This window comes from Belnapia moabensis DSM 16746, from assembly GCF_000745835.1.
In the GTDB taxonomy this organism is placed as follows: Bacteria; Pseudomonadota; Alphaproteobacteria; order Acetobacterales; family Acetobacteraceae; genus Belnapia; species Belnapia moabensis.
This window is the reverse complement of record NZ_JQKB01000002.1, coordinates 92,818-117,938: the sequence shown is the minus strand read 5'-3', so window position 1 is coordinate 117,938 and position 25,121 is coordinate 92,818. Positions and strand designations below refer to the sequence as shown.

Genomic DNA, 25,121 nt, shown 5'->3' with positions numbered 1-25,121 from the left:
GTGCCTATTCCGCCGGCTGCGGCACGCGCGGGCGCGGTCGCACAAGCCGCACGGCGTGGTCGCGCAGCGTCTCCATCGCCAGGTAGATCACTGGCGTGGTGTAGAGGGTGATGACCTGGCTCAGCAGCAGCCCGCCGATCACCGAGACGCCGAGCGGCAGCCGCAGCTCCGAGCCCGTGCCGCTCTCCAGCACCAGCGGCAGGGCGCCGAGCAGCGCCGCCAGCGTCGTCATCATGATCGGGCGGAAGCGGAGGATCGAGGCCTCGATGATCGCTTCGCGCGGCGCCTTGCCATGGTCGCGCTGCGCCTCGAGTGCGAAGTCGATCATCATGATCGCGTTCTTCTTGACGATGCCCATCAGCAAAACGATGCCGATCAGCCCCACCACGGAGAGGTCGAGCCCGCAAAGCCTGAGCGCCAGCAGCGCCCCGATGCCGGCCGAGGGCAGCGTCGAGAGGATGGTGATCGGGTGGATCACGCTCTCGTAGAGCACGCCGAGCACGATATAGATGACGACGATGGCGGCGAGGATCAGCCAGGGCTCGCCGGCGAGCGACCGCTGGAACTCCGCCGCATCGCCGGCGAAGCGGCCGACGATGGTGTCCGGCATGCCGATCTCGGCCTCGGCCGCGCGGATCGCCGCGATGGCCTCGCCGAGCGAGGCGCCCGGTGCGAGGTCGAAGCCGATGGTCACGGCCGGGAACTGCCCCTGCTTCGTCACCGTCAGCGGCCCCGCCGCGCGGCCGATCCGCGCCAGCTCCGACAGCGGCACCTGCACCGTGCCTGTGCTGGTCGCGGGCGTCCCCTGCGCCGTGGTCTGCTGCCCGGCGGTTGCCGGTATGCGCAGCAGGCCGATCTTGTCCGGGTCATCGCGGATGGCAGGATCGGCCTCCAGCACCACGCGGTACTGATTGTTCTGGGCGTAGATCGTGCTGATCTGGCGCTGGCCGAAGGCGTCGTAGAGAACGTCGTCCACCGCCTGCATGGTGACGCCAAGCCGCCCGGCCTTGTCCCGATCCACATCGACCGTGACGCGCACGCCGCCGTCGCGCTGGTCGGAGGCGATGTCGCGCAGTATCGGCAGGCTGGCGAGCTTCCGCTCCAGCAGCGGCGCCCAGCGGCCGAGCTCCGCCGCATCCGGGTCCATCAGCGTGTACTGGAAGGCGGTGCTGCCAGGCCGGGAGCCGATCTGGATGTCCTGCACCGCCTGGAGATGCACCACCACCTGCGGCAGCGCGTCGAGCCTTGGCTGCAGCCGGGCGATGATCGCCTTGGCATCCGCCTCGCGCTCCTCGCGCGGTCGCAGCACGATGCTGATCCGCCCTGTATTCTGCGCTGCATTGACGACGCCGGCGCCGACGACGGAGGCGACGCCGGTCACGTCCGGGTCCTCCCGGATCAGCGCCGCCACCTCCTGCTGGAGCGCGGACATGCGGCTGAAGGAGACGTCGTCGGGCGCCTCGACATTGGCGACCAGCAACCCGGTGTCCTGCTGTGGCAGGAAGCCCTTCGGCATAGTGACGTAGAGCCAGACGGTGCCGGCGACCGTCAGCGTCGCCAGGATCAGCATCAGCCCCTCATGGCGGAGCGCCCGGTGCAGGCTGCGGCCATAGGCGTCGCGGCAGGCATCGAGCACGCGTTCGGTAGCACGGGACAGGCGGCCCGGCTGCGCCTCGGCATGCGGCTTCAGCAGCCAGCCGCACATCATCGGCGTCAGGGTGAGGGAGACCACCATCGACACGAGCACGGCAATGGTCAGCGTCAGCGCGAATTCCTGGAACAGCCGCCCGACGACGCCCGGCATGAAGAGCAGCGGGATGAAGACGGCGATCAGCGAGACGGTCAGCGAGACGACGGTGAAGCCGATCTGCCGCGCGCCCTCATAGGCGGCCTCCAGCGGCCGCTTCCCCTCCTCGATCAGGCGGACGATGTTCTCGATCATGACGATGGCATCGTCCACGACAAAGCCCGTGGCGATGGTCAGCGCCATCAGCGACAGGTTGTCGAGCGAGAAGCCGCAGAGCGCCATCACCCCGAAGGTACCGATGATGGAGAGCGGCAGGGCTACGCCTGGGATGAAGGTGGCGCGCAGGCTGCGCAGGAAGACGAAGATCACCGCGATCACCAGCACCACCGCGAGCGCCAAGGTGAACTGCACGTCGTGCACTGAGGCCTTGATCGTCCCCGTCCGGTCGGCGACGACCGCCAGCCGTGCCCCCTGCGGCAGCGCCCGCTCCAGCATCGGCAGCTGCTCGCGGATATCGGCGACCGTCTGGACGATATTCGCCCCCGGCTGGCGCTGCACGTCGATCAGCACGGCGGGGCCGCCATCGTACCAGGCGCCGGTCAACGTGTTCTCGAGGTCCTGCACTGCCGTGCCGACATCGCGCAGCCGCACCGGGGCGCCGTTGCGCCAGGCGATGATGAGGCTGGCGAAGGCTTCCGGCCGGTCGATCTGGTCGTTCGCCATCACGGTGCTGGCCTGGCGCGGCCCGTCGACGCTGCCCTTCGGCGTGTTGACGTTGCCGGCGGCGACCGCGGTCCGCACGTCCTCCAGCGACAGGCCATAGGCCGCCAGCCGCACCGGGTCCGCCTGGATGCGCACGGCCGGGCGCATGTTGCCCTGCACCAGCACGCGGCCGACGCCGCTCACCTGGCTCAGCCGCTGGCCGAGCAGCGTATCGGCCGCATCGGCGAGACGCTGCATGGGCAGCGTGTCGGAGGTCAGCGCGAGGGTGATGATCGGCGGGTCGGCCGGGTTCACCTTCGCATAGGTCGGCGGATAGGGCAGGTTGGCGGGCAGCGTGCCGCGGGCCGAGTTGATCGCCGCCTGCACGTCCTGCGCCGCATCGTCGATGTTGCGGCCGAGGGTGAACTGCATGGTGATGCGGCTCGTCCCCGGCCCGCTGGTCGAGACGATGTCGGTGAGGCCGGCGATCAGCGCGAGCTGGCGCTCGAGCGAGGCAGTGACCAGCACCGCCACGGTCTCCGGCGAGGCGCCGGGCAGGCTCGTCGTCACCTCGATGGTCGGGAAGTCGACCTCGGGCAGCGCCGAGACCGGTAGGCGCAGATAACCGAAGCCGCCGCAGAGCAGCACGGCGATCGCCAGCAGGACGGTGGCGATCGGCCGTGCGATGAAGGGGGCGGAGATGTTCACCGCTCAGCGGCTCGCATCGGCCGCCTGCCGGGGGCGGAGGCGCCGCTGGCCGGGGCCGGGCGCATTCTCCGGCGCCGCCTCCTCGGTGGCGAGGACAGTCGCGCCCGGGCTCAGCCGCAGCGCGCCGGAGGTGACGACCTTCTCGCCGGCCTCGACGCCGCGGCGCACCACCGCCTCGGCCGGCGTCAGCACGCCGAGCTGGAGCATGCGCTGCTCCACCGTCTGGTCGCCCTTCAGCACATAGGCGAAGGCACCGTCCGGCCCGCGCTGCACCGCGACCAGCGGCACCGTCACCGCATCCGGCACGGTGTCGATCCGCAGCCGGACATTGACGAAGGCGCCGGGCCAGAGCCGCATGTCCTCATTGGCGAAGACCGCCTTCAGCTTGATGGTGCCGGTCGAGGCATCGACCGCGCTGTCGAGCGTCCGCAACTCGCCCATGATCGGCCCATGCGCGCCGGACGGTGCCGGCGAGCCCTGGATCTGCGGCGTGCCGCCGCTGGCCGAGCGCAGCGCCTGCACCGGCACCGCGCCGCGTTCCAGCGCCTCCAGCACCCGCCCCAGCTCCTGCTGCGGCAGGGTGAAGGTCACGGCGATCGGTTGCATCTGCGAGACGGTGACGATGCCCGTCGCATCCCCCGAGCGCACCAGGTTGCCCTGGTCGACCAGGCGCAGCCCGACCCGGCCATTGATCGGCGAGCGGATGGTGGTGAAGGAGAGCTGCGTCCGCGCGCTGTCGATCGCGGCCTGGTCGGCGGCGACCAGCGCCTCGTATTGTGCGACCTGCGCCCGTTGCGTGTCCTGTTGCTGGCGCGAGACGCCCTCGTTGCGGGCGAGCGTCGTGTAGCGCTGCAGGTCGAGCCGGGCATTGGCCAGCAGCGCCTCGTCCTGCGCCTTCTTGGCAACCGCCTGGTCGAGCGCCGCCTGGTAGCTGCGAGGGTCGATGCGCGCCAGCACGTCGCCCTGCTTCACCATCTGGCCTTCCTGGAAGGCGATTTCGACGAGCTGGCCATCGACCTGCGCCCGCACGGTGATGGTGTTGTAGGCCTGCACCGTGCCGATGGCGTCGAGCATGATCGGCACGTCCTGCCGCTGCGCCGCGGCGACCGTCACCGGCACGCCCGGCCCGCCGCCCCGCGGGCCGCCGGGCCGGCCCGGGCCGCCACCGGGCCGCGGCCCGGCCTGCACCTCGGCCGGCTGCTGCCAGTAATACCAGGCACCCGCGCCGGCACCGCCGATCAGCCCGAGGGTGAGCAGGAGAAGGAGAGGGCGGCGCATGTGGGTTCAGGGACCTCGCGGCAGGGATTTCGATGATACGACGGAAGAGTGGCTTCCCCATGAGGGGCTTCGGGTGACGAACTGCAACCTCAGATGCCGTTCCACCCCCCGCCCAGCGCGCGGAACAGCCCGACAGCGGCCTGGAGCCGCGAGAGGCGGGTATTGGCGAGGGAAGTGCGCGCCGAGAACAGCGTCTGCTGGGTGTTGAGCAGCGTGACGAGGTCGATGGTCCCGGCCTGGAGCTGCGCCTCGCCGATCGCATAGGCGCGCTCGGCCATCCGCACCGCATTGGCCTGCAGGGCTTCCTGCTCCGTCGTCTGGCGCAGTGCGACCAGGGCGTTCTCGGCATCGACCAGGGCGGCGAGGATGGTGCCGCGGTAGAGCGCCAGCAGCTCCTGCGCCCGGCCTTCGTTCAGTTCCACCTGCCCGTGCAGCGCCCCGCCCTGGAAGATGGGCTGGGCCAACCCCGCCGCCACGGTGAAGACGACGGAGCCGGGCCGCAGCAGGTTCTCGAGCGCGAGGCTGGCGAAGCCGCCCGAGCCGGTCAGCGTGACGGAGGGCAGCAGCTGCGCCCGGGCGACGACGATATTGGCATTGGCCGCCGCCAGCGTCGCCTCGGCGGTGAGAACGTCGGGCCGCCGGGCCAGCACCTCGGCCGGCAGGCCGGGCGTCACCGCCGGCACGTCGAGGCGGTTGAAGCTGCCGCCCTCGAGCCTCAGCGTCTCTGGCGGCCGGCCGACGAGGGTGCCGAGGGAGTTGCGGTTCTGCTCCAACTGCTGCACCAGCGGCGGGATCTGCGCCTGCTGCTGCGCCACCACCGTCTCCTGCTGGGCGAGGTCGAGCCCCGTCGCCGTGCCGACCGCGACGCGCTGGCGGATCACCCGCGCGACGCGCTGGGCGATGTCGAGGTTCTGCCGCTGGATCGCCAGCGTCTCCTGTGCCGCCAGCATGGCGAAATAGGTGTTCGCCACCGAGGACTGCGTGGTGATCGTCACCGTTCCCGCATCGAAGCGGGTGGCCGAGGCGGATTGCTGCGCTGCCTCCACCTGGCCACGGTTCTTGCCCCAGAAGTCGATCTCGTAGCTGGCCGCGAGGCTGAGCTGGTTGTTGGAGCTGACCCGCACCCGGCTGCCGCCGCCGCCGAAGCCGGCGATGGAGGCGGAGGATGCGGTGCCGCTCTGCGTTCGGTTCGCCCGCGTCGTCAGGTCGATCGCCGGCAGCAGCGTCGCGCCGGCGATGCGGATCTGCGCATCGGCCTGGCGGATGCGGGCGATGGCGCCGGCGATGTCGTTGTTCGCCGCCATCGCCTCGGCCATCAGCCCGTCGAGCTCGGGCGAGCCGAAGCCGCGCCACCAGTACGGGTCGGGCCATTGCACCGGCTGCGTTGCATCGGCTGCCGTCATCCGCCCGGGCAGGGGGATGCCGGAGGAGGTGCCGGGTGCCGTCAGCCAGTCGCCGAGCGAGGAGCAGCCGCCGAGCAGCAGCGCCGCGGCGGCGGGTGCCGCGCGGCGGAGGAAGGGAAGCGCCATGCTCAGCCGCCCGGCCGGCGCGCAGCGGCGATCTGGGCGCGGCCCTCGGGCGAGACGGCGGCCAGCGCCTCGGCCAGCGTCTCGCCGAAGTCGCGGTTGAAGGCGACCATCCGCTCGGCCCAGACGGCGAGCGCATCGCGCAGTGCGACGGGGTCGTAGGGGTCGCGGCGCATCACGGCATCGACCTCGGCGCTGGCGGCGCGCATGGCGGCGAGGCTTCCGGCATAGCGGGGGCGCTCGGCCGCCAGGACGGCCTGGAAGAGCGGCCGGTCCGGCTCCGGCAGGTTGGCCTCGATCCGCGCCACCATGCGGTCGAAGCCGCGCCCTCCGCGCGGCGGCGGCGTGGGCCGCCACCAGAGCAGCCCGGCGAAGACGAGGTTCAGCACCAGCGAGGCACCGCAGAGCGCGGTGATGAGAGTCCGGCCGGAGGGTCGGCGCATCAAAAGGCATCTCCCGCGAGGGGCAAGGTTTGCAAGGGACCGAAGGGATCCTCCGGTGCGGCGCGCGGCGGCGCGAGGCCCAGCCAGAGGGCGCAGCAGGCCATCGCGGCCAGCGCACCCCAGCCGGCCGGAGCCGCGGGGCGCAGCAGGGCCAGCAGCCGGGGCAGGGGCCCCGGCCGGTCCGGCAGCGGCGCGCGGGCGATTTGCCGGGCGATGCCGGCCTGCAGCCGCGCGACCGCGGCCGGGTCGGGTTGCGCCAGGTCGCGTCGCAGCCGGGTATCGAGGGCGAGCGCCGCCTCCAGCCGCGCCCGTGCCTCGGCGGAGGCGGCGAGCAGGCCGGCGGCTGCGGCGCGATCTGCCTCGGGCCAACGGGCGAGGGCCGGGCCGCGGCGATCGAGCAATTCCGCGAAGTGGGCGGTATTCATGAGCCCTCCAATCGGCTGCGCAGGAATTGCCGGGCCCGGCGCAGCAGGCCTTCCAGCGCGCGTTCCGAAACCTCCAGCGCGGCCGCCGCCTCGGCCCCGCTCAACTCCTCCTCATAGGCCAGCGCGATGGCGGCGCGCTGGCGCGGCGGCAGCGCCCCGAGCGCCACGGCGAGCGCCGCCCGCGCCTCGGCGGCGGCGGCATCCGCCTCCGGTCCGGGGGCGGCATCGGCCAGTTCCGCGGCTGCTTCCAACCCGGTTGAAGGCGCTCCGGCCCGGCGGCGAGTGCGGTCGATCGCCAGGTTGACGACGATCCGATGCAGCCAAGTGGTGAAACGCGCCCGGGCAGGGTCGAAGGAGGCCGCCGCCTGCCAGGCGCGGAGGAAGGCCTCCTGCGCCACCTCCTCGGCCTCCGCCGCATCGCCCAGGATGCGCAACGCGACGCGGAGCGCCCGCTCGCCATGCCGGCCGACCAGCAGGTTGAACGCCGCGCGGTCCCCGTTGCCGGCGAGCGCCATCAGCGCCGCATCGCTCGATGCCGGGTCGGTCATCGGGCGCGGCGCCGGCCTGGCGCCGGGCGCGAGGCGCGGGAGGGCCCAGGGGAAAGGGAGTGCGAGGAGCATGGGCATCGGGTCTCGGCGGGTGATACGGCCCGCGAGCCGCCATCCCACGGTGCTCCCTCGACCGGCTCAGGCTCAGTCCTCATGGACGGGGGTTAGCGCATCGGAATCCGTCCGGGCAAGCAACGCAACGTGCCTGTTGCGACAGGCGCCGCGACAGACGCGACGAAGCGGGATCGCCGCGGGACCCTGCATCGGCATGAAGGGCCGATCGCACGGGACCAAGGGGAGCGAGGAATGACGGCGACGGAGGCGACTGCCGGGCTTTGGGGGATGATGCGGCAGCGCTGGCTGGAGTCCGCGGCCGAGCCGCGGGATGCGCAACTCCGCGAGGATATCGGCCGCTCCGAGGTGCAGGCCGAGCCGGCGCAGATGCCTTTGCTGGTCCATGCCTGGCGCCGCTAGGACCTCCCCACAAGGCCACGGATGGAGACCGGGCAGTTGCGCTCAGGAATTAAAGTAGCTGGTATCCAAGGTGTTGAAATCCTTCGGAACCGCTGCTCGATTTGAGGATTTCAACTATTTAGGTACCTTGGAGGAACGCCCTGCCGCGGCGGGGTTTGAGCGAATATTCCTATACCGTGATCCCGCCAGCGTGGCAAGCGGCAAGGCTCAGGGCGCGGGGAAGACGGCAACCGTCCGCCCCATGAGGTGGTAGGCGACGAGCCCCACCCATTCGCGGACGCTCCATTCGAACTCACGCAGGCGGTCGGGGAAGGAGGCGTCGGTCTGGGCGGCGAGCGTCGGCCCGGTGCGGTAGTTGACCGGCCAGGGGATGATGCCGGTCCAGCCGGCGCGGCGGAAGACGCCCATCGATCGCGGCATGTGGCTCGCCGAGGTGATCAGCAGCCAGGTCTCGCCGGGCTTCGGCTGCAGGAGCTTCAGGGTGAGGGTGGCGTTTTCCCAGGTGTTGCGCGCCTCGCGCTCCAGCACCAGCCGGTCGGCCGGCACGCCGAGGTCGTGCCAGAGCCGCGCCGCGACATCCGCCTCCGTCGTGCCGCCATGCACCAGGGAGCCCTGGCCGCCGGTGAAGACCAGCCGCGCCTCGGGGTGGCGGCGCAGCAGGGCGACGGGCTCCGTCATCCGCTCCGCGGCGCCGTTGAGGGCCGGGATGCCGCGCGCCTCGGTCAGGTTCTGCTCGACGGCGCCGCCGAGCACGAGGATGCCGTCGATATGCGCCGGCTCCTGCGCCGGGCGGGCGAAGCGGTCCTCGAGCGGGGCCTGGACCCATTGGTGCAGCGGCAGCGCCATCAGCGCGACGAAGAAGCCGAGGCCGGCGAGCGCAGGCCAGCGGCCCCAGCGCCGGCCACGCCATAATGCGGCGAGCCCGATGGCGATGAGCAGCACCGCCGCATTGCCAGGCCGGGCCGGGAACCACAGCACTTTCGACAGGATGTAGGTCACGTCTTCCACGGCCTACAGCTCCTCGATCCGGCCGGGGCGCAGCCGGCCGCGGGCCAGGTCGGCGAGCGCCAGCATGTTGCCGCGGAAGCGGCCCCAGCGATCGGCCCAGGGCTCGGGGAAGGGGCTGCGGGCGAGGTTCATCGCCCAGTGCCGCGCCATGCTGCGGAGCGCCCGGTTCCAGGGATAGGTGCCCTTGCGGGCGAGGTAGATGGGGTTGGCGATCTGCGAGTAGCCGAGGCGGAGGCCGGGGCTTCGCCCGACCTTGGCGCCGAGATGCACGCCGCGGGCGCCTTCGAGCCGCAGGATCGACCCGTGGCGCCCGAGCAGGCGGGTCACGTCGAGATCCTCGTACCAGGCATAGGCCGGCAGCGCCTCGTCGACGCGGATGCCATGCGCGCGCACCACCGCCATGCGGAAGGCCATGTTGCACCCATAGCCGTTGAAATGCGGGTGCGCCGCCATGCTGTCGGCGGGCGGGGTGTCGGCGGCGAGCAGGCGGCGGCCTTCGGCGACCGGGAAGCCGGGACCGTTGGCGCCGTCGGCGATGACGGTGCCCGTCGTCACCACCACCTCCGGCCGGGCGGCGAAGACAGCTTCGGTCACCGCGGCGTAGTCGGGGGCGGCGAGGAAGTCGTCGTCGAGGAAGAGCAGGACGTCGCAATCCGCCGCGCGGTCCATGATGGCGTTGCGCTGGCGTGGCAGGCCGGCCGGGGCGGTGAAGTATTCGATGCCGGGGAGCGGTGCGCCGATGTCGTCCGGCGTCGCGTGGCACACGAGGATGCGGTCGGCGGGGCGGGTCTGGCGGGAAAGGTCGTGCAGCACCTCGGCCAGGATCGCCGGGCGGCCGCGAGTGGCGATGCCGATGGCGAGCCTCATCGCGCCGCTTCCGCCATGGGGGCGAGCGGCAGGCCCTGCGCCGGGCCAGGCGCGGCGAAGCCCGAGACCCGGCCGCGCAGCGTCGCCCAGTAGTAACGCGCGGCCAGCAGCCGTCCGCGCGCGAGGCTGAGGAGTGCGCCGCCCAGCGGGCGGATGAGGAAGGGCAGCCAGACCCCGGCCGGCACCGCATGGCGCCGCAGCACGAAGCCGAAGCCGCGGCCGTAGAGTGCCGCCCGCTCGACGGCGACTGGGGTGAGGCGCTTGTCGGGATGGACGACCAGTTGCCCCGGCTCGTAGCGCGCGGCATGGCCGGCGCGGATCGCCCGCAGCACCAGGTCGTTGCCCTCGGCCGAGCCGTAGGGGGTGCCGGGGCCGAGCCGTTCGTCGAAGCCGCCCAGGGCCAGGGCCACCTCGCGGCGGAGGAAGAGGTTGAACTCGATTACGCTGGTCCAGGCATTGGCGGGGGTGATCGGGCCTGCCTCCATTCGCCAGCGGCCGGAGCCGAGGCCACCCTCGGGCGAGGCGGCCGGGCCGGTCAGCACGGTGAGCCTTGGATCGCCAGCGAAGGCGGCGGCCACGCGGTCCAGCAGGCCAAGCGGATAGGTGCAGTCGTCGTCGGGGAAGCCGACGATGTCGCCGCGCGCCAAGGCGAGGCCGAGGTTGCGGGCGTGGCAGGCATTGGCGACGGCGGAGCGGCGCCAGAGCAGGGGGAGCCGGGCTTCATAGGCGGCGATGACTGGGGCGAGGCGGTCATCGGCATTCTGGTCGACGACGATGACCTCGGTATCCGCGCGGCCCTGAGCCAGCAGGCTGTCGAAGAGGGCGGCCAGCTCGGCATCCCGTCCGCGTGTGGCCACGACGAGCGAGAAAGTCACGGCAGCAGCGCCTCCACATGCGCGCGGATGGCGGTGCGGAAGGCCTCCTCCGAAAAGCGCAGGGCGTTGGCGCGGCAGACCTCGGGAGCGATGGGGGTGGGGAGCGTCTCGAAGCGCTCGACGGCGGCCATGACCGCCTCGGCGCTTTGCTCAGGGAAGAGCAGGCCGGTTTCACCCTCGCGCACGATGTCGCGGGCGCCGCCGCGTCCGAAGGCGATCAGCGGCGTGCCGCAGGCCTGGGCCTCGACCATGGCGATGCCGAAATCCTCCTCGGCGGCGAAGACGAAGGCGCGGGCAGTCTGGGTGAGGGCGATCAGCTCAGCCTGGGGGACGCGGCCGCGCAGCTCGACATTGGGGGCGCCCTGTGCGGCGGCGCGGACCAGAGGCTCGGAGGGGCCGTCGCCGGTCACCACCAGGCGGCGGCCGGGCATGCGGCGGAAGGCTTCGACCAGCAGCTCGACGCGCTTGTAGGGGACCATGCGGGAGGCGAGCAGGTAGTGGTCGCCGCGCGGGGCGGTGCCGAGGCCGAAGCGCGTCACGTCCACCGGCGGGTGGATCACCGTCGCCTCGCGCCGCCAGACCTTGCGGATGCGCTCTGCGATGTAGCTGCTGTTGCCGACGAGGCTGTCGACGCCGGCGGCCGAGCTGCGGTCCCAGAGGCGGAGGCGGTGCAGCAGCCAGCGGGTGTAGGCGCCCTTCAGCCCGCGCTCCAGCCGGGCCTGGCGGAGATATTGGTGCTGGAGGTCCCAGGCGTAGCGCATCGGGCTGTGGATGTAGCTGACATGCAGCTGGCCGGGGCCGGTCAGGACACCCTTCGCCACGGCGTGGGAGGAGGAGAGGATGAGGTCGTAGCCGGAGAGGTCGAGCTGCTCGATGGCGAGCGGCATCAGCCCGAGGTAGTTGCGGAACATGCGGCGGGCGAGGGGCAGGCGCTGGATGAAGCTCGTCGTGACGGGCCTGCCGCGGAGGAAGCCGCGCTCGGACTCGGGCAGGAAGTCGCAGACGGCGAAGACATCCGCCTCCGGCCAGAGCTGGATGAACTGCTCGAGCACGCGCTCGGAGCCGGCATAGCTGTCGAGCCATTCATGGACGAGGGCGACCTTCACGCATCCTCCTTCGGCAGCAGCGAGACCAGACGCTCGGCCGCGGCGCGCCAGGAGAAGCGGGCGGCGCGCGACAGGCCCTCGGTGCGGAGGCGCGCGGGGAGGCCGGGCTCGTCGAGCAGGCGGGCTAGGGCGTCGGGCAGGCGGCGCGGGCCGTCATTGTCGAACCAGAGTGCCGCCTCGCCGCAGACTTCGGGCACGGCGGCGGCATGGGCGGCGATCACCGGACAGCCGCAGGTCATCGCCTCCAAGGGGGGCAGGCCGAAGCCTTCGTAGCGGGAGGGGAAGATGAGGCAGAGGGCGGATTCGTAGAGGGCGCGCAGCTCGGCATCGGTGACGCGGCCGAGCGGGGTCACGGCCTGGCCTTGCGGGTCGCCGGCATTGCGGAAGACATTGGCATCGGCGGCGCCGGCGACGGCCAGCGTGAGGCCGCGGGAGGCGAGCAGGGCCTGGGCCTCGCCGAGTCCGGCCAGCCCTTTGTGCGCGGCGCGGGTGCCGACGACGAGGGCGAAGCGGCCGGGTTGCAGGCCGTTGCGGGCGAGGACCGCCGCATCGGCCGGCCCGCGGAGGATGTGCTCGCCGCCTTCGTGGACGACGCCGATCTGCGCCGCGTCGATGCGGAGATGATGGGCGATGCGGCCGCGCGAGAATTCGGAGACGGTCAGCAGCCGGGCGCCCGCCCGCGGCAGCGCCCAGTGCATGCCGCGATACCAGGAGCGGAAGGCGAGCGAGTAGCTCTCCGGCGTGTCGAAGGCGCCGGCGTCGTGAATGACGACCGCCTGCCGGCCGCCCGCCAGCAGCGGCGCGGCATTGCCGAGGTTGACCAGGACGGCGCCGCGCGCCCGTGCCGGCAGCTCCATCTGCTCCCAGGCTTGGCCGCGCAGCCGGCCGAAGGGCTCGTCGCGGAGATGGGGGAAGGGGGAGGGTGCGCCGCCCGCCGGGCGCAGCAGGCGGGCGCCGGGCAGCAGGCTTTCGGCGGCCATCGCGTCCAGCGCGCGGGTGATCTCGGCGGCGAAGCGCTGCACGCCGGTGACGCGCTGGGTCAGGAAGCGGCCATTGACGGCGATCATCAGGGCGCTCCCGGCTTCAGCAGCAGGCGCGGCTGGCGGATCAGCGCGCCGATATTCGACCGCTCCTCGTCGTCCAGCGCGCGGAGCCCGGCCAGGGCGAAGACCGCGACCGCGAGCGCCGCCGCCATCAGCAGCGGCGCGAGACCCGGCATCGGCAGCAGCAGCAGCAGGCCGGCGCCGCCCGCCACGAGGGGCAGGGCAAGGCGCCGGGCCGCATCCGCCGCCGGCGGGAAGAGGCGCGCCACCAGGGCGAGCTTGCCCAGGCAATCCGTCGCCGCCCGTGCCGTCCAGGCGATCGCCGCGCCCTCGATGCCGATGAGGTGGATCAGCAGGGCCGCCAGCGGGATGAAGATGATGGCTTGCAAGGCGGCGAATTTCGCCGAGGCGTCGGGCCGGCCGATCGCGTCCAGCATCGCATGCGGCGCGAAGGCGACGCAGGAGAAGAAGATGCCGCAGCCGAGCCATTGCAGCACCCGCGCGCTGCCCTCGGCGAAACCCTGGCCGAGCCAGAGCCAGAGGATTTCGCGCGCGCCGCCGACGATCACCAGGCAGGCGGGCAGCACCAGCAGCATCACCAGCAGCCCGCCCCGCCGCAGCAGCGTCGCGGTCGAGGCCGGGGCGGTGAGGAAGGAGGAGGCGAAGGCGGGCAGCAGCGTCTGCGCGACGGCCACCGGCAGGATCCAGGCGCGCAGCACGAGGTCGAGCGGCGTCGCGTAGAAGGCGACGGCGGAGAGGCTCAGCAACGCGCCGATGAGGAAGCGGTCGGTATAGAGCAGCGCCTGGGTCATCAGCCCGTTGACGGTCATCCAGCCACCGAGCCTCAGCAGCGGCACCACCAGGGCGAAGCGCGGCCAGCGCAGCCCGAGCCCCGGCACCAGCGGCCGAATGAGCCAGAGGTAGGAGAGGGTGCTCGCCAGCCGGCAAGCGACGAGGGCCAGCATCACCCCGACCAGGCTGTCCCAGACCAGCAGCACCAGCACCGGGCCGAGGTAGTAGAGGAGGTTCACCGGCATGGTGACGAGATTGGCGGCGCGGAACCGCTGATAGGCGGCCAGCACGCCCCAGAGCGCCGCGTTCAACACGACGAGCGGGGCGGCGCCGGCCAGCACCCGCATCGCGCCGATCGCCTGCTCGCGGAGGCCGGGCGGCACCTGCAGCACGCGGTCGACCAGCACGGGCACGAAGAGCCAGAGGCCGAGCGCCACGACGAGGCTGATGCCGAGCAGCGTCCCGAGCGCCGCCTCGACCAGCGCCGCCGCCTCGTTGCCGCGGCCAGTGCCGATGCGCTCCGAGATGGCCCGCGTCAGCGCCTGACCGACGCCGAAATCGAAGACGCCGAAGACGCCGACCATCGCCAGCGCCAGGGTAAAGAGCGCCCAGCGGTCGAGGCCGAGCTGGTGAATGAGAATGGGGGTGAGGACCAGGGCGAGGAGGAGCGGGATGCCGCGCCCCAGCCCGTTCCAGACCACACCCGCGACCATGGTTCGGCCGCGGGTGCGGGACTCTGCCGGATCGGCCATGATGGCAATGATTCCGATGCCTTGTGCCGCGCCGTGCCAGCGCGGCGGCTTCAGGTCAAGTCGCGCTTAGTAAGCGCCGCGCCGCAGCAGCACCGCGGCCGGGGTGCGGATGAGGATGCGGACATCCTCAAGCAGCGAGGGATTGGTCGCGTAGCGCACGTCGAGGGCAACGCGCTGGGCGTAGCTGGTGTCCGACCGCCCGCTTACCTGCCAGAGGCCGGTGATGCCGGGCCGCACCGAGAGGTAGTGCTCGGCCGCCGCGCCGTAATGGGCGGCGAGCTCCGCCGCGACCACCGGGCGGGGGCCGACCAAGCTCATATCGCCGCGGAGGACGTTGATGAGCTGGGGCAGCTCGTCGAGGCTGGTGGCGCGCAGGAAGCGGCCGATCCAGGTGATGCGCGGGTCGTGGCGGAGCTTGCGCGTCGCCTCCCATTCCGCGCGGGCGGCGGGGTCGGCGGCGAGCAGCGCCTCCAGCCGGGCGGCGCTGTCCACCACCATGGAGCGGAACTTGAGGCAGCCGAAGCGGCGCCCGCCGCGGCCGATGCGCTCATGGGCGTAGAAGGCCGGCCCGCCATCAGCGCGGACCAGCAGGGCGAGCAGCAGGAAGACGGGGGCGCCGAGCAGAAGCAGCGCACCGGCGCCGGCGATATCGAGCGCCCGCTTCGCCACCGCCTGCGGCCCGGAGGTGGCCTGCCGGGGCAGGCGCACCGCAAGGGGGCCGATGGTGGACTGCGAATGCGTCAGACCGCGATAGGACTCAACGCCAAGCATGGACGACATCTGGCTCTCCTGGGTCCCGGCGCCGGGTAGGGGGATGGCGCCGGTAATCCTTGCCCGGTTCGGTTGACGGGTCAGACCGTTCCGGACGTTCGGACTATGGGGGCCAGGTCGTGCGGGATTGCGACGCGCTTGCGGCCGGATTGTGGCACCGCACAAGAATGCGAGAGCAACGATCCCGGAGCGCGATAAAGCGCCCGAGGCCAGCAATCGGGCGGCGTCAAATGCGGGTCGGCCGCCCCGGGTCTCCCCGGGACGGCCGAATACGGGCGCCGCAAATGGCCGGGCTCAGCCGCCGGCGGTGGTCACGCTGATATGGATTCGGCCCGCCCCGAGCTGGTGCGGCCGCGGCACCAGGGCGGTGATCCGCCCGCGCAGCGGCCGGCCATCCTCGGCAAGCAGGCCGTCGAGCGCCGCCCGCTCCGCCGGAGGCAGCCGGCCGAGCCGTATGCCGGCCGCCGACCAAGCCTCGATCTCGGCACCGCCGCGGCGCGGCCGCAGCTCGACCGCGTCCCCGACGCGCGGGGCGGCCTGGCCGGGGGCGAGATCCGCCGCGTCGGTCAGATAGGTGAGCATCCCGGGGTCGGCGGCAGACTCGGCGTGCACGATAGGGTCCTTCCTCATTGCCGCGGCCCAATGCGGGAAGGATGGCGAACGATCCATCGCGGTGGGATGACAGTAGAGAGAACAGGGCCCTACAAAAGGAAGTTTACATAAAAGTGAACCGAGGCGCTCATGCCTCCGTGAGAATCTCCACCGCTAGTTGCCCGAGAGCAAGGGATGCGGTGAGCCCTGGGCTTTCGATACCGAATAGGTTCAGGAGCCCCGGCGCCCCATGCGTCCGCGGCCCTTGCAGGGTGAAATCCTGCCCCGGCGCGCCCGGCGGGACGATCTTCGGGCGAATACCGGAATAGCCCGGCGCCAGCGCGCCGTCCTTCAGCTCGGGCCAGTACCGACGGATGGCGGCGTAGAAGCTCTCGCCCCGGCGCGGATCGACCTCGTAGTCGATCTCCTCCACCCATTCGACATCCGGCCCGAACCGCGCCTGGCCGCCGAGGTCAATGGTGAGGTGCGTCCCGAGCCCGCCGGGGACGGGCACCGGGTAGATCAGCCGGGAGAAGGGGTTCTTCCCCGTCAGGGTGAAGTAGTTGCCCTTGGCGTAGTAGGCCGTGGGCACCAGCTGGCTTGGCATGCCAGCCAGCGAGCGGGCCAGCTTCGGCGCATGCAGGCCGGCGGCGTTGATGAAGCTGCGGCAGCGCAGCGCCATCGGCTCCGCCCCGCCGACCTCGAGCTCGACGCCCTCCTCGGTCAGGCGCCCGCCGGTGACGGGAGCGTGGAAGACGAAGATCGCCCCGGCATTCTCGGCATCGCCCTGGAGCGACAGCATGTAGGCATGGCTGTCGATGATGCCGGTCGAGGGCGAGAGCAGCGCCGCCGTGCAGGAGAGCGCCGGCTCCAGCGCCAGCGCCTCGGCGCGTTCGAGGCGCCGGAGGTCGGGCACGCCGTTGGCGGCGGCGCGGGCCTGGATGGAGGCCAGCTTCTCCGCCTCCGCCTCGTCCGTCGCCACGATCAGCTTCCCGCAATTGGCGTGCGGGATGCCGCGCTCGGCGCAATAAGCGTAGAGCATCTGCTTGCCCTCGACGCAGCAGCGCGCCATCAGGCTGCCGGCCGGGTAGTAGATGCCGGCATGGATCACCTCGGAATTGCGCGAGGAGGTCTCGGTGCCGATCCCCTCCGCCGCATCCAGCACCAGAACCTCGCGCCCCGCCAGCGCCAGGGCGCGCGCGACCGCGAGCCCCACCACGCCGGCGCCGGCGACGACGCAGTCGAATTCGTCCATCCCGATTCCGTCCTAGATCAGTCCCGCGCAAGATGTGGCGCTTGCCGCGCCCGCGCCAATCGCCTTTGCCGGAGCACCGCTCAACGTCCCTGGAAGACCGGCTTCCGCTTCTCCTGGAAGGCCCGGAGGCCCTCGCGGAGGTCCTCGCTGGCCTTGGCACCGGCCATGCGCGCCTCGAGCGCCGCGACGTCCAGGGCCTGGTGGCCGATCTCGTTGATGGAGCGCTTCACCCCCTGCACCGCGAGCGGCGCCAGCTCGCCGAGCCGCCCGGCGATGGCCTCGATCCGGGCGTCCAGCTCGTCCGGCGCGACGAGGTCGGTGAGGTAGCCGATGCGGAGAAGCTCTTCGGCCTCCTGCTCCTCGGCCAACATGAAGAGGCGCTTGGCGTTGTTGAAGCCAAGGCGGGAGACGTAGCGCCTGAGGCCGCTCTCGTAATAATGCAGGCCGATCCGCGCGGCCGGCATGAACATGCGCACGGCCGGCGTGCCGACGCGGAAGTCGCAGGCCAGCGCCAGGTCGGTGCTGCCGCCATAGACCCCCGCGTGGAGGCGGGCGATGGTCGGGATGCGCAGCATCTCCACCCGGTCGACGAAGCTCTCGAAGCCTTGGGCCTGGTCGCCGCTGGCGCGGCCCTCGGCCTGCTCGGCCATGGCGCCGAGATGGGCGCCGGCGGAGAAGGCGCGGCCCTCGGAGGCGATCACCAAGACGCGCACGGCCGGGTCGGCCTCCACCTGCTCAAGGATGCGGAGGACTTCCGTGATGTCCTCGGGCTGCACCCTGTTCATCACCTCCGGCCGGTTGAGCCGCAGCGTGGCGCGGCTGCCCTCGATGCTGAGGCTCGGCAGGCGGCCCTCATCCCTGGCGCTCATCATGGTCCTCCGGTGTCGGGGGTTTTGTGCCGGGCCGCGACCGCCGCGGCAAGGGTGCTGGCGCCGCGGTGGCGGAGGAGTAGTCTCCGCCCCGATCGATAGGGAACGCGAGCATGGCCGACCTGCCGCAGCATGTGGACATCCATGAGGAGGGCCCGCGCGAGGGCTTCCAGATCGAGCCGGGCCCGATCCCCTCGGCCGACAAGATCGCGCTGGTCGAGGCGCTGGCCGAGACGGGCCTCCGCCACATCCAGGTCTGCTCCTTCGTCAATCCGCGGCTGGTGCCGGGCTGGGCGGATGCGGAGGCCGTCGCCGGCGGCTTCCGGCCGAAGCCGGGCGTCCATTACACCGGCCTCTGGTTCAACGAGAGCGGTCTGCGGCGGGCGCTGGCCTTCCGCGACCGGCTGACGATCACCGGCTCCATCTCGCTCTCCGCCTCGGATGCCTTCTCACGCAAGAACCTCAACCGGGGCCATGCCGAGAATCTGGAGGCGATGCGCAAGCAGACGGCGGTGCATCTGGAGGCCGGGGTGCCGGTGCCGCGCATCGGCGTCATGGCGGCCTTCGGCTGCAATTACCAAGGTGACATCACGCCGGAGCAGGTGGTGCAAACCGTCGCCGACGGCCTCGCCATCGCCGGGGAGGCGGGGGTTGCGATCAGCGATGTCTCGCTGGCCGACACCATGGGTTGGGCGACACCGATCCGCATCGAGCGCGGCGTCGGGGCGGTGCGGGAGCGGTGGCCGGGCTTGCGCATCGGGTTGCACCTGCACGATACGCGGGGGCTGGCCGTGGCCAATGCACATGCGGGGCTGCGGCTGGGCGTCACGAGGTTCGACAGCACGGTGGGCGGGCTCGGCGGCTGCCCCTTCGCCGGGCAGAAGGGGGCGGCGGGCAATATCTGCACCGAGGAGCTGGCGCTGCTCTGCGAGGAGATGGGCATCGCCACGGGGATCGACCTCGACGCGCTGATCGAGGTGGGGCGGCTGGCGGAGCGCATCGTCGGGCATCAGCTGCCGAGCGAGCTGATCCGCGCCGGGAGCCTCGCCGCCTTCCGCCGGGCGGCCGCGGCATGAGCACGGCGCCGCTGGCGGGGCTGCGCGTCCTGGAGTTCAGCCATACCATCATGGGGCCCTGCGCCGGGCTGGTGCTGGCCGATCTCGGCGCGGATGTGGTGAAGGTGGAGCCGGCGCCGGCCGGCGACCATACGAGGCGGCTGCCCGGCTTCGCCGCCGGCTTCTTCGCCACCTTCAACCGCAACAAGCGCAGCATCGCCCTCGACCTGAAGCGGCCCGAGGGCCGGCAGGCGGCGCACCGGCTGGCGGTCCGAGCCGATCTGGTGCTGGAGAATTACGGGCCGGGGACGATGGAGCGGCTGGGTTGCGGCTGGGAGGATCTGCGCGCGGTCAATCCACGACTAGTCTATCTGGCGCTGAAGGGGTTCCTCGCCGGGCCCTATGAGCATCGGCCGGCGCTCGACGAGGTGGTGCAGTTCCAGTCCGGCCTCGCCTACATGACCGGGCCGCCGGGGCGGCCGTTGCGGGCCGGAGCCTCGATCATCGACATCCTCGGCGCCGTCTTCGGCGTCACCGCGGCGCTGGCGGCGCTGCGCGAGCGGGACCGGACCGGCGAGGGGCAGCGCGTCAGCAGCGCGCTGTTCGAGAGCGCGGTGTTCCTGATGGGCAGCCATATGGCGGGGCTTGCCGCCACCGGCGAGCCGCCGCCGCCGATGCCGGCGCGGCGCGGCGCCTGGGGCATCTACGATGCCTTCGAAACGGGGGGAGGGGGGCAACTCTTCGTCGGCGTCACCAGCGACCAGCAATGGGCGCGCTTCACTGAGGCCTTCGGCCTGGCGGAGCTGGCCGCCGACCCTCGCCTTGCCACCAATGCGCAGCGGGCGAAGGAGCGGTCCTGGCTGATACCCGCCCTCGCCGAGGTGTTCCGCCGGCACGAACAGGCCGAGGTGGCGCGGCGCTGCGAGGCGGCGGGCATCTCCTGGGCGCCGGTCGGCAGGCCGGCCGACCTGTTCGAGGACCCGCACCTGCTGGCGGGGGGCGGGTTGCTGCAGACGGCGATCTCCGCCCTCGGCGGCGGGGCGATGTTCGGCCTGCCCGCCCTGCCGCTCGAATTCGGCGAGGAGCGGGAGCGCGCGGGCCTCAGCCGCCAGCCGCCGTGCCTCGGCGAGCATAATGGCGAGGTGCTGGCCGAGGCCGGCTTCACCGCGGCCGAGATCACGGCCCTCGTCGCCGCCGGCGTGCTGGCCGAGGCTTCAGCCTGAGCCGCTGCGCCTTAACTGCCTGATTATGGTGTTAGACCCGGGGAAATAGGCACCGCCGGATGAGGTGGCGGCCGCCTTGACCCTGGCTGCCGACCAAGACGTGGCCGGCCTACGGCCTTGGACTTCAACCTTCCGGTTGATCGGCCATCCGACAATCCCTGCCGTTCGATATGAATCGTTCTTCGAAGCGGTTTCCACCTCACAAATATATTGGCTTCAATCTTATACGATGGAAAAGTTTTGCAACAATACAAAAAAATAGACATACCGTGCTCGTCAATATTTGGACAGGATCTCAACAGGCATGCCAACCGATACCCTTCAGCTGAAAGTCAGCCAGAGCGTCTATGGCGTGCCGGCGCAATTCACGGTCTTCGTGGATGGCAAGCAGGTCGGCGGGACCTACCAGGCCAGTGCCATCCATGGCTGGAGGACGGATACGGTCACCCTGACCGGGGACTGGGACAAGGGCGAGCACACGGTTCAGCTCAAATACCTGAACGATTTCAAGGATGCGGGCGGTGACCGCAATCTCTACCTCGACAGCGCGGCCTATAACGGCGTGGCCGTCCCCGGCGCCGTCCTCAACATGTGGTCGGCCTATGATCGGAATACCTTCAAGCTGACCGATACGACGCCGCTGCCCACGACGACGCAGCCGCCCCCGACGACAACGACCCCGCCTCCGACGACGACCCCACCGCCGACCACGACGGTCCCGCCCCCGACGACGACGACCCCACCGCCGACCACGACCCCGCCCCCGACTACGACGGTCCCGCCTCCGACGACCACGACGCCCTCCACCGGCACGACAGATACGCTGGTGCTGAAGGTGAGCCAGAGCCTCTACGGCGATCCGGCGCGATTCTCGGTCTTCGTCGATGGCGTGCAGGTCGGCGGGACCTATCAGACGACCGCCATCCATGGCTGGAAATCCGATACGGTAACGCTGAAGGGCAACTGGGCGAGCGGCGACCATTCGGTCGACATCCGCTTCCTCAATGACGCCAAGGGTCCCGGCGGCGACCGCAACCTGTACCTAGACGGCGCAACCTATAACGGCGTGGTCGTCCCCAATGCCAAGCTGAACATGTGGTCGGCTTATGACCCGCATGTCTTCAAGGTCACTGACACGACGCCGCTGACGACGACGACCCCGCCGCCCACGACGCCGCCGACGACCGGGACCGAGCCGTCGCCGACGACCGGGACCGAGCCGCCGCCGACCACGACGCCGCCGACGACCGGGACCGAGCCGCCGCCGCCCACGACGCCGCCGACGACCGGGACCGAGCCGCCGCCGACCACGACGCCGCCGACGACCGGCACCGAGAGCCCGGACCATCTGACGCTGCGGATGTCGGAGCAGGCCTACAACAACATCCACGCGCAGTTCACCGTCACGGTGGACGGCAAGCAGGTCGGCGGCACCTACACGACCACCGCCAGCCACGCCAACAAGGCGAGCGACACCATCGACATCGCCGGCGACTGGGGGCCGGGGACGCATCAGGTCAAGATCAGCTTCCTCAACGACGCCTATGGCGGCTGGTCAGGCGCGGACCGCAACCTCTATCTGGACGGCGCCAAGTACAACGGCGTGGAGATCATGGGCGTCGCCAAGCCCATCACCGGGGGAGCGACGAATTCGGAGGCGAATTTCACCTTCACCGAAGCCGCCGCCACGGCGCCGCCGCCGGTAACGCTGCCGCCGGTGACGACGACGCCGGTGACGACGGCGCCCGTCACCACGGTGAACCATGACGGGCTTACGGATCTGAACGTGCTGATCCGCGGCCAGTCCAATGCCTTGCTGTTCGACCAGTATGGCGGCGACGACGCGCTGAAGGCCGAACTGCAGAAGGCGCTGCCGGGCGTCAGGATCAACATCCTCGGCGGCGACAACAAGACGGAGTTCTCCGCTACCGCCTTCACCACCTGGGACAGCGGCGGCCAGCAGAAGAAGATGCACGACTATCTCACCGCGCTGCCGGCGGACATCAAGGACAACGGGACAGTCACCCTCTGGATGCACAACGAGTACGACCAGCAGATCGGCGGGCTGACGACGTCGCTGTGGAAGCAGGAGGTGCAGGCGGATGCCGCCGCCGTGCGCGACATCCTTGACCATCAGTCCGCCGACAGCACGCCCTACCTCTTCGTGCCGGTCCGCTATCCCTATGGCGGCAGTTTCCCTGCCATTCGCCAGGGCATGGAGGAGCTGTCCGCCGATCCCACCTTCGAAGCGAAGCTGTCCTGGGTGGCCTATGGATCGAACATCACCATGGCGGGCGGGCCCGAGGCGGGCTCCAACAGTTCGCACATGTCGAGCGCCGATGCGGCGGTGATCGGGCGCGCGCTGGCGGCGCCGGTGCTGGACCTGTACCACGCCATCGCCTGACGGCGCGGGCGGCGGGCCGGGTGGCGATCAGCGCATGATCGCCGAGGGCTGGAACGGCCTCGGGCTTCGATCAGGCGGCAAGGCGACAGGCTGGGGCATGATGCGCGATCCGATGATCGCGGATCATGCTCGGTGATCCGGAACGTGAGTCACCTCAGCGCGCCGCACCAAGACCTGATCGCAATCCGGGCCTAGCGCGACCGCAGCGCGGCCCGCCAGGCGATCAGCGCGCCGAGCCCTGGGAAGACGGCGAGCATCCCGAAGGCCATCGAATAGGACTGCGTCAGCGCCACCGCCGCGCCGAAAAGCGACGGCCCCACCACCACCCCGGCGAAGGCGACCGAGAGCACGCCGCCCGCCGCATCGCCTGCCTTGCCGGATGCGGCCATCCGCGCCGCCTCGGCCAGCAGCAGCCCGTTCCAGCCCGCCGCGCAGGTGCCGAGCAGGCAGAGCAGCAGGACGAGCCCGGCGCCCGGCCCCTCCAGCGCCAGCGGCAGCACCGCCCCGCCGAGGCAGGTGCAGACGCCGATCGCCGCCAGCGTCTTCATCCCCGAGCGCCACCAATCCGCCACCACGCCCCAGGCGATGCGCGCCCCGATGCCGACTGCCTGGCTTGCCGCGGCGACGAAGCCGGCGGCCACCGGCGCCCATCCGCCTTCCTCGACCAGCATGGTGACGATGTAGGAGCCGAGGGCGAGCTGGAATCCCGAGAAGCAGGCCGAGATCACCGCCAGCGCGCCGAGCCCCGGCCGCGTGCGGAGGGCCACGATGCCGCCGAGCGCGCCCGCGCCGAGCGGTGCGCCCGGCTCCCGCTCGCCATCCCAGTGCCGGCGGAAGGCGCCGCAGCAGAGCGCCGCCGTGGCCATCACCGCGGCCACGGAGAGGATCGCGCCGCGCCAGCCGATCGCGCCGGCGAGGCCGGGCAGCAGGGCCCCGGCCAGCGCGCCGCCGATCGGCACGCCGGTCTGCTTGATGGCGAAGACGCGGTTGCGGCGCGCGGGCGGCGTCAGCCGGGCCAGCACCTGGGAGGCGGCGGGATTGGTCAGCCCGTAGCCGATGCCGGTGAGGAAGGAGCCGAGCACCGCCCCCGGCAGCCCGGCGCCGACGATCAGCAGGCAGGCCGCCGCCCCCGCCGCCAGCGCCAGCTGGGTGCAGCGCGCCGGCCCCAGTCGGCGCAGCAGGCCGCCGGAGAACATCGAGGTCGCGCTGGCCGCGGCATAGGTGCAGGCCACCTGCCAGCCGAGCCAGTGCGGCTCGGCGCCGAGGTCCCGCGCCGCCATGGTCGCCAGCACCGGCAGGGTGAAGACGGCGAGCGTCGCCAGCGACTGTGCGCCCGTCGTTGCCGCGAGCGCCGCCCCCAGCCCGGACAGGCGCAAGGCCTAACCTAGCCGCCGCAGGTAGTCGGGCGAGAGCTGCCCGAGATCGGTGATGCCGAGCATCGCCATGTCGCGGTGGATCTCCTCCCAGAGGAGGGTGATGGCGTGCCGCAGCCCGGCCTCGCCGCCGACCGCCGCCGCATAGAGGAAGGGCCGGCCGAGGAAGGTGAAGTCGGCGCCAAGGGCCAGCGCCTTCAGCACATCCGTCCCACGCCGGATGCCGCCGTCGTAGAGGACCGCCATGCCCGCCGCGGCTTGCGCGATCTCCGGCAGCAACCGCAGCGGCGAGAGGGCGCCGTCGAGCTGCCGGCCGCCATGGTTGGAGACGATGACGCCATCGGCGCCGCATTCGCGGGCGATGCGCGCATCCTCGGCCGAGAGGATGCCCTTCACCAGCAGCTGCCCCGGCCAGCGCGCCCGGATCAGCGACAGGTGCTCCCAGGTGAGGCCGTCCCGCCGGCCGATCGCCCGGATCAGGTTGGAGGAGAGCACCGGCGGGCCGCGCGTTGCATCCATGTTCTCGAAATGCGGCATGCCGTGGTTCTTCAGCGTCCGGAGCGCCGTGCCGAGGAGCCAGCGGGGGTGGCTGATGCCCTCCCAGGCGAGCCGCAGGTTGGGCCGCAGCGGCAGGGAATAGCCGTTGCGGACATTGTTCTCGCGGTTGGCCGAGACCGGCACGTCGGCGGTGAGGACGAAGGTGTCGTAGCCGGCGGCCAGCACCCGGTCGACCAGCGCCTCGATCCGCGCCGGCTCGCCCGGCAGGTAGGCCTGATACCAGGCGGTCGGCCCTTCGTCACGCACCGCCTCGAGCGGGATGAGCGAGGAGGCGCTCAGGATCATCGGGATATTGGCCGCCGCCGCGGCGCGGGCGAAGACCAGGTCGCCGCGATAGGCCGAGAGCGCCGAGGCCCCCATCGGCGCGATGCCGAAGGGCGCCGCATAGCGCCGGCCGAGCACCTCCCGGCCGGTCTGCCGCGCGGTCACATCCGTCAGCACGCGGGTGACGAAGCCGAGCTCGCCGAAGGCCGCCCGGTTGTCGCGCAGGGAGGAGTCGGTCTCGGCCGCGCCGGAGACGAAGCCGTAGAGCATGCGCGGCAGGTGCCGCCGCGCAGCATGCTCGAAATCGTCGAGGGAGAGGATATGCCTGAGCCCGCGCGGCAGGCCCGGCTCGGCATGCCGTGCCGCGACCGTCGGCGTCGCCTCGGCCAGGCTCTCCCGCGTCTCGCCCTCCGGCGGCATCGCTCCGTCTCCTCCGTCCAGGATCGGCAGGGTCGGCCCAAAGC

Annotated in this window: 22 protein-coding genes; 4 read left to right on the top strand and 18 right to left on the bottom strand. The window is 71.7% G+C overall.

Annotated features, from left to right (window positions below; genetic code table 11):
* Positions 1-4 precede the first annotated feature (4 nt).
* From EP26_RS01580 to EP26_RS01560, 6 genes are all read right to left on the bottom strand, one after another.
* Positions 5-3,157 carry an efflux RND transporter permease subunit gene (locus EP26_RS01580; protein ID WP_052388671.1) on the bottom strand — a complete coding sequence of 1,051 codons (3,153 nt, stop codon included), beginning with the start codon at positions 3,155-3,157 and terminating at the stop codon, positions 5-7.
* 3 nt (positions 3,158-3,160) lie between these two features.
* Positions 3,161-4,435 carry an efflux RND transporter periplasmic adaptor subunit gene (locus tag EP26_RS01575; protein WP_052388670.1) on the bottom strand — a complete coding sequence of 425 codons (1,275 nt, stop codon included), beginning with the start codon at positions 4,433-4,435 and terminating at the stop codon, positions 3,161-3,163.
* Positions 4,436-4,524: 89 nt separating this feature from the next.
* Positions 4,525-5,964 (bottom strand): efflux transporter outer membrane subunit, encoded by a 1,440-nt coding sequence (locus EP26_RS01570; protein ID WP_052388669.1) that lies wholly within the window; start codon positions 5,962-5,964, stop codon positions 4,525-4,527.
* Between the two features lie 2 nt (positions 5,965-5,966).
* Positions 5,967-6,404 carry a periplasmic heavy metal sensor gene (locus EP26_RS31590; RefSeq protein WP_052388668.1) on the bottom strand — a complete coding sequence of 146 codons (438 nt, stop codon included), beginning with the start codon at positions 6,402-6,404 and terminating at the stop codon, positions 5,967-5,969.
* Complete coding sequence (locus EP26_RS01565) at positions 6,404-6,829, bottom strand: hypothetical protein (protein ID WP_043334962.1); 426 nt, start codon at positions 6,827-6,829, stop codon at positions 6,404-6,406. The genes EP26_RS31590 and EP26_RS01565 overlap by 1 nt, the downstream gene beginning before the upstream one ends.
* Positions 6,826-7,449, bottom strand: coding sequence for a sigma-70 family RNA polymerase sigma factor (locus tag EP26_RS01560; RefSeq protein ID WP_084112263.1), 624 nt, complete (start codon positions 7,447-7,449; stop codon positions 6,826-6,828). Before EP26_RS01560 ends, EP26_RS01565 begins: the two co-directional genes overlap by 4 nt.
* Before the next feature lie 234 nt (positions 7,450-7,683).
* On the opposite strand from EP26_RS01560, the gene EP26_RS34580 reads away from it, so the two are divergent.
* Positions 7,684-7,851 (top strand): hypothetical protein, encoded by a 168-nt coding sequence (locus tag EP26_RS34580; RefSeq protein ID WP_157033372.1) that lies wholly within the window; start codon positions 7,684-7,686, stop codon positions 7,849-7,851.
* A gap of 207 nt (positions 7,852-8,058) precedes the next feature.
* Here the strand turns inward: EP26_RS34580 and EP26_RS01555 are convergent, their stop codons facing one another.
* The 10 genes from EP26_RS01555 to EP26_RS01510 form a co-directional block, all read right to left on the bottom strand.
* Positions 8,059-8,859 (bottom strand): YdcF family protein, encoded by an 801-nt coding sequence (locus EP26_RS01555; RefSeq protein WP_052388667.1) that lies wholly within the window; start codon positions 8,857-8,859, stop codon positions 8,059-8,061.
* Between the two features lie 3 nt (positions 8,860-8,862).
* The gene (locus tag EP26_RS01550) at positions 8,863-9,726 is read right to left on the bottom strand and encodes a glycosyltransferase family 2 protein (protein ID WP_043334960.1); all 864 of its coding nucleotides are present in this window, start codon (positions 9,724-9,726) and stop codon (positions 8,863-8,865) included.
* Positions 9,723-10,601: a glycosyltransferase family 2 protein gene (locus EP26_RS01545; protein ID WP_052388666.1), complete on the bottom strand. Its 879-nt coding sequence runs from the start codon at positions 10,599-10,601 to the stop codon at positions 9,723-9,725. Before EP26_RS01545 ends, EP26_RS01550 begins: the two co-directional genes overlap by 4 nt.
* Positions 10,598-11,707: a glycosyltransferase gene (locus EP26_RS01540; protein ID WP_043334957.1), complete on the bottom strand. Its 1,110-nt coding sequence runs from the start codon at positions 11,705-11,707 to the stop codon at positions 10,598-10,600. Before EP26_RS01540 ends, EP26_RS01545 begins: the two co-directional genes overlap by 4 nt.
* Complete coding sequence (locus EP26_RS01535; RefSeq protein WP_043334955.1) at positions 11,704-12,774, bottom strand: glycosyltransferase family 4 protein; 1,071 nt, start codon at positions 12,772-12,774, stop codon at positions 11,704-11,706. Before EP26_RS01535 ends, EP26_RS01540 begins: the two co-directional genes overlap by 4 nt.
* Positions 12,774-14,294, bottom strand: coding sequence for a flippase (locus EP26_RS01530; RefSeq protein ID WP_043334943.1), 1,521 nt, complete (start codon positions 14,292-14,294; stop codon positions 12,774-12,776). Before EP26_RS01530 ends, EP26_RS01535 begins: the two co-directional genes overlap by 1 nt.
* Before the next feature lie 66 nt (positions 14,295-14,360).
* Positions 14,361-15,074 carry a sugar transferase gene (locus EP26_RS01525; RefSeq protein WP_052388665.1) on the bottom strand — a complete coding sequence of 238 codons (714 nt, stop codon included), beginning with the start codon at positions 15,072-15,074 and terminating at the stop codon, positions 14,361-14,363.
* Between the two features lie 285 nt (positions 15,075-15,359).
* The gene (locus EP26_RS01520) at positions 15,360-15,677 is read right to left on the bottom strand and encodes a hypothetical protein (protein ID WP_043334941.1); all 318 of its coding nucleotides are present in this window, start codon (positions 15,675-15,677) and stop codon (positions 15,360-15,362) included.
* Positions 15,678-15,804: 127 nt separating this feature from the next.
* On the bottom strand, positions 15,805-16,911 hold the full coding sequence (locus tag EP26_RS01515) for an NAD(P)/FAD-dependent oxidoreductase (protein WP_043334939.1): 1,107 nt from the start codon (positions 16,909-16,911) through the stop codon (positions 15,805-15,807).
* 80 nt (positions 16,912-16,991) lie between these two features.
* Positions 16,992-17,780 carry an enoyl-CoA hydratase/isomerase family protein gene (locus tag EP26_RS01510; RefSeq protein ID WP_043334936.1) on the bottom strand — a complete coding sequence of 263 codons (789 nt, stop codon included), beginning with the start codon at positions 17,778-17,780 and terminating at the stop codon, positions 16,992-16,994.
* Between the two features lie 113 nt (positions 17,781-17,893).
* Here EP26_RS01510 and EP26_RS01505 point away from each other — a divergent pair, with 113 nt between their 5' ends.
* The 3 genes from EP26_RS01505 to EP26_RS01495 all read left to right on the top strand — a co-directional run bounded on the left by EP26_RS01505 (position 17,894) and on the right by EP26_RS01495 (position 22,462).
* On the top strand, positions 17,894-18,856 hold the full coding sequence (locus tag EP26_RS01505) for a hydroxymethylglutaryl-CoA lyase (protein ID WP_043334933.1): 963 nt from the start codon (positions 17,894-17,896) through the stop codon (positions 18,854-18,856).
* A complete protein-coding gene (locus EP26_RS01500) occupies positions 18,853-20,058 on the top strand; it encodes a CaiB/BaiF CoA transferase family protein (protein WP_043334931.1) in 1,206 nt (401 codons plus the stop codon). Before EP26_RS01505 ends, EP26_RS01500 begins: the two co-directional genes overlap by 4 nt.
* A 304-nt stretch (positions 20,059-20,362) precedes the next feature.
* Positions 20,363-22,462, top strand: coding sequence for a carbohydrate-binding domain-containing protein (locus EP26_RS01495; RefSeq protein WP_043334928.1), 2,100 nt, complete (start codon positions 20,363-20,365; stop codon positions 22,460-22,462).
* Positions 22,463-22,653: 191 nt separating this feature from the next.
* Here the strand turns inward: EP26_RS01495 and EP26_RS01490 are convergent, their stop codons facing one another.
* Positions 22,654-23,838: an MFS transporter gene (locus EP26_RS01490; protein WP_052388664.1), complete on the bottom strand. Its 1,185-nt coding sequence runs from the start codon at positions 23,836-23,838 to the stop codon at positions 22,654-22,656.
* Positions 23,839-23,841: 3 nt separating this feature from the next.
* Positions 23,842-25,077: an alpha-hydroxy acid oxidase gene (locus tag EP26_RS01485; protein WP_084112254.1), complete on the bottom strand. Its 1,236-nt coding sequence runs from the start codon at positions 25,075-25,077 to the stop codon at positions 23,842-23,844.
* Positions 25,078-25,121: the final 44 nt, after the last annotated feature.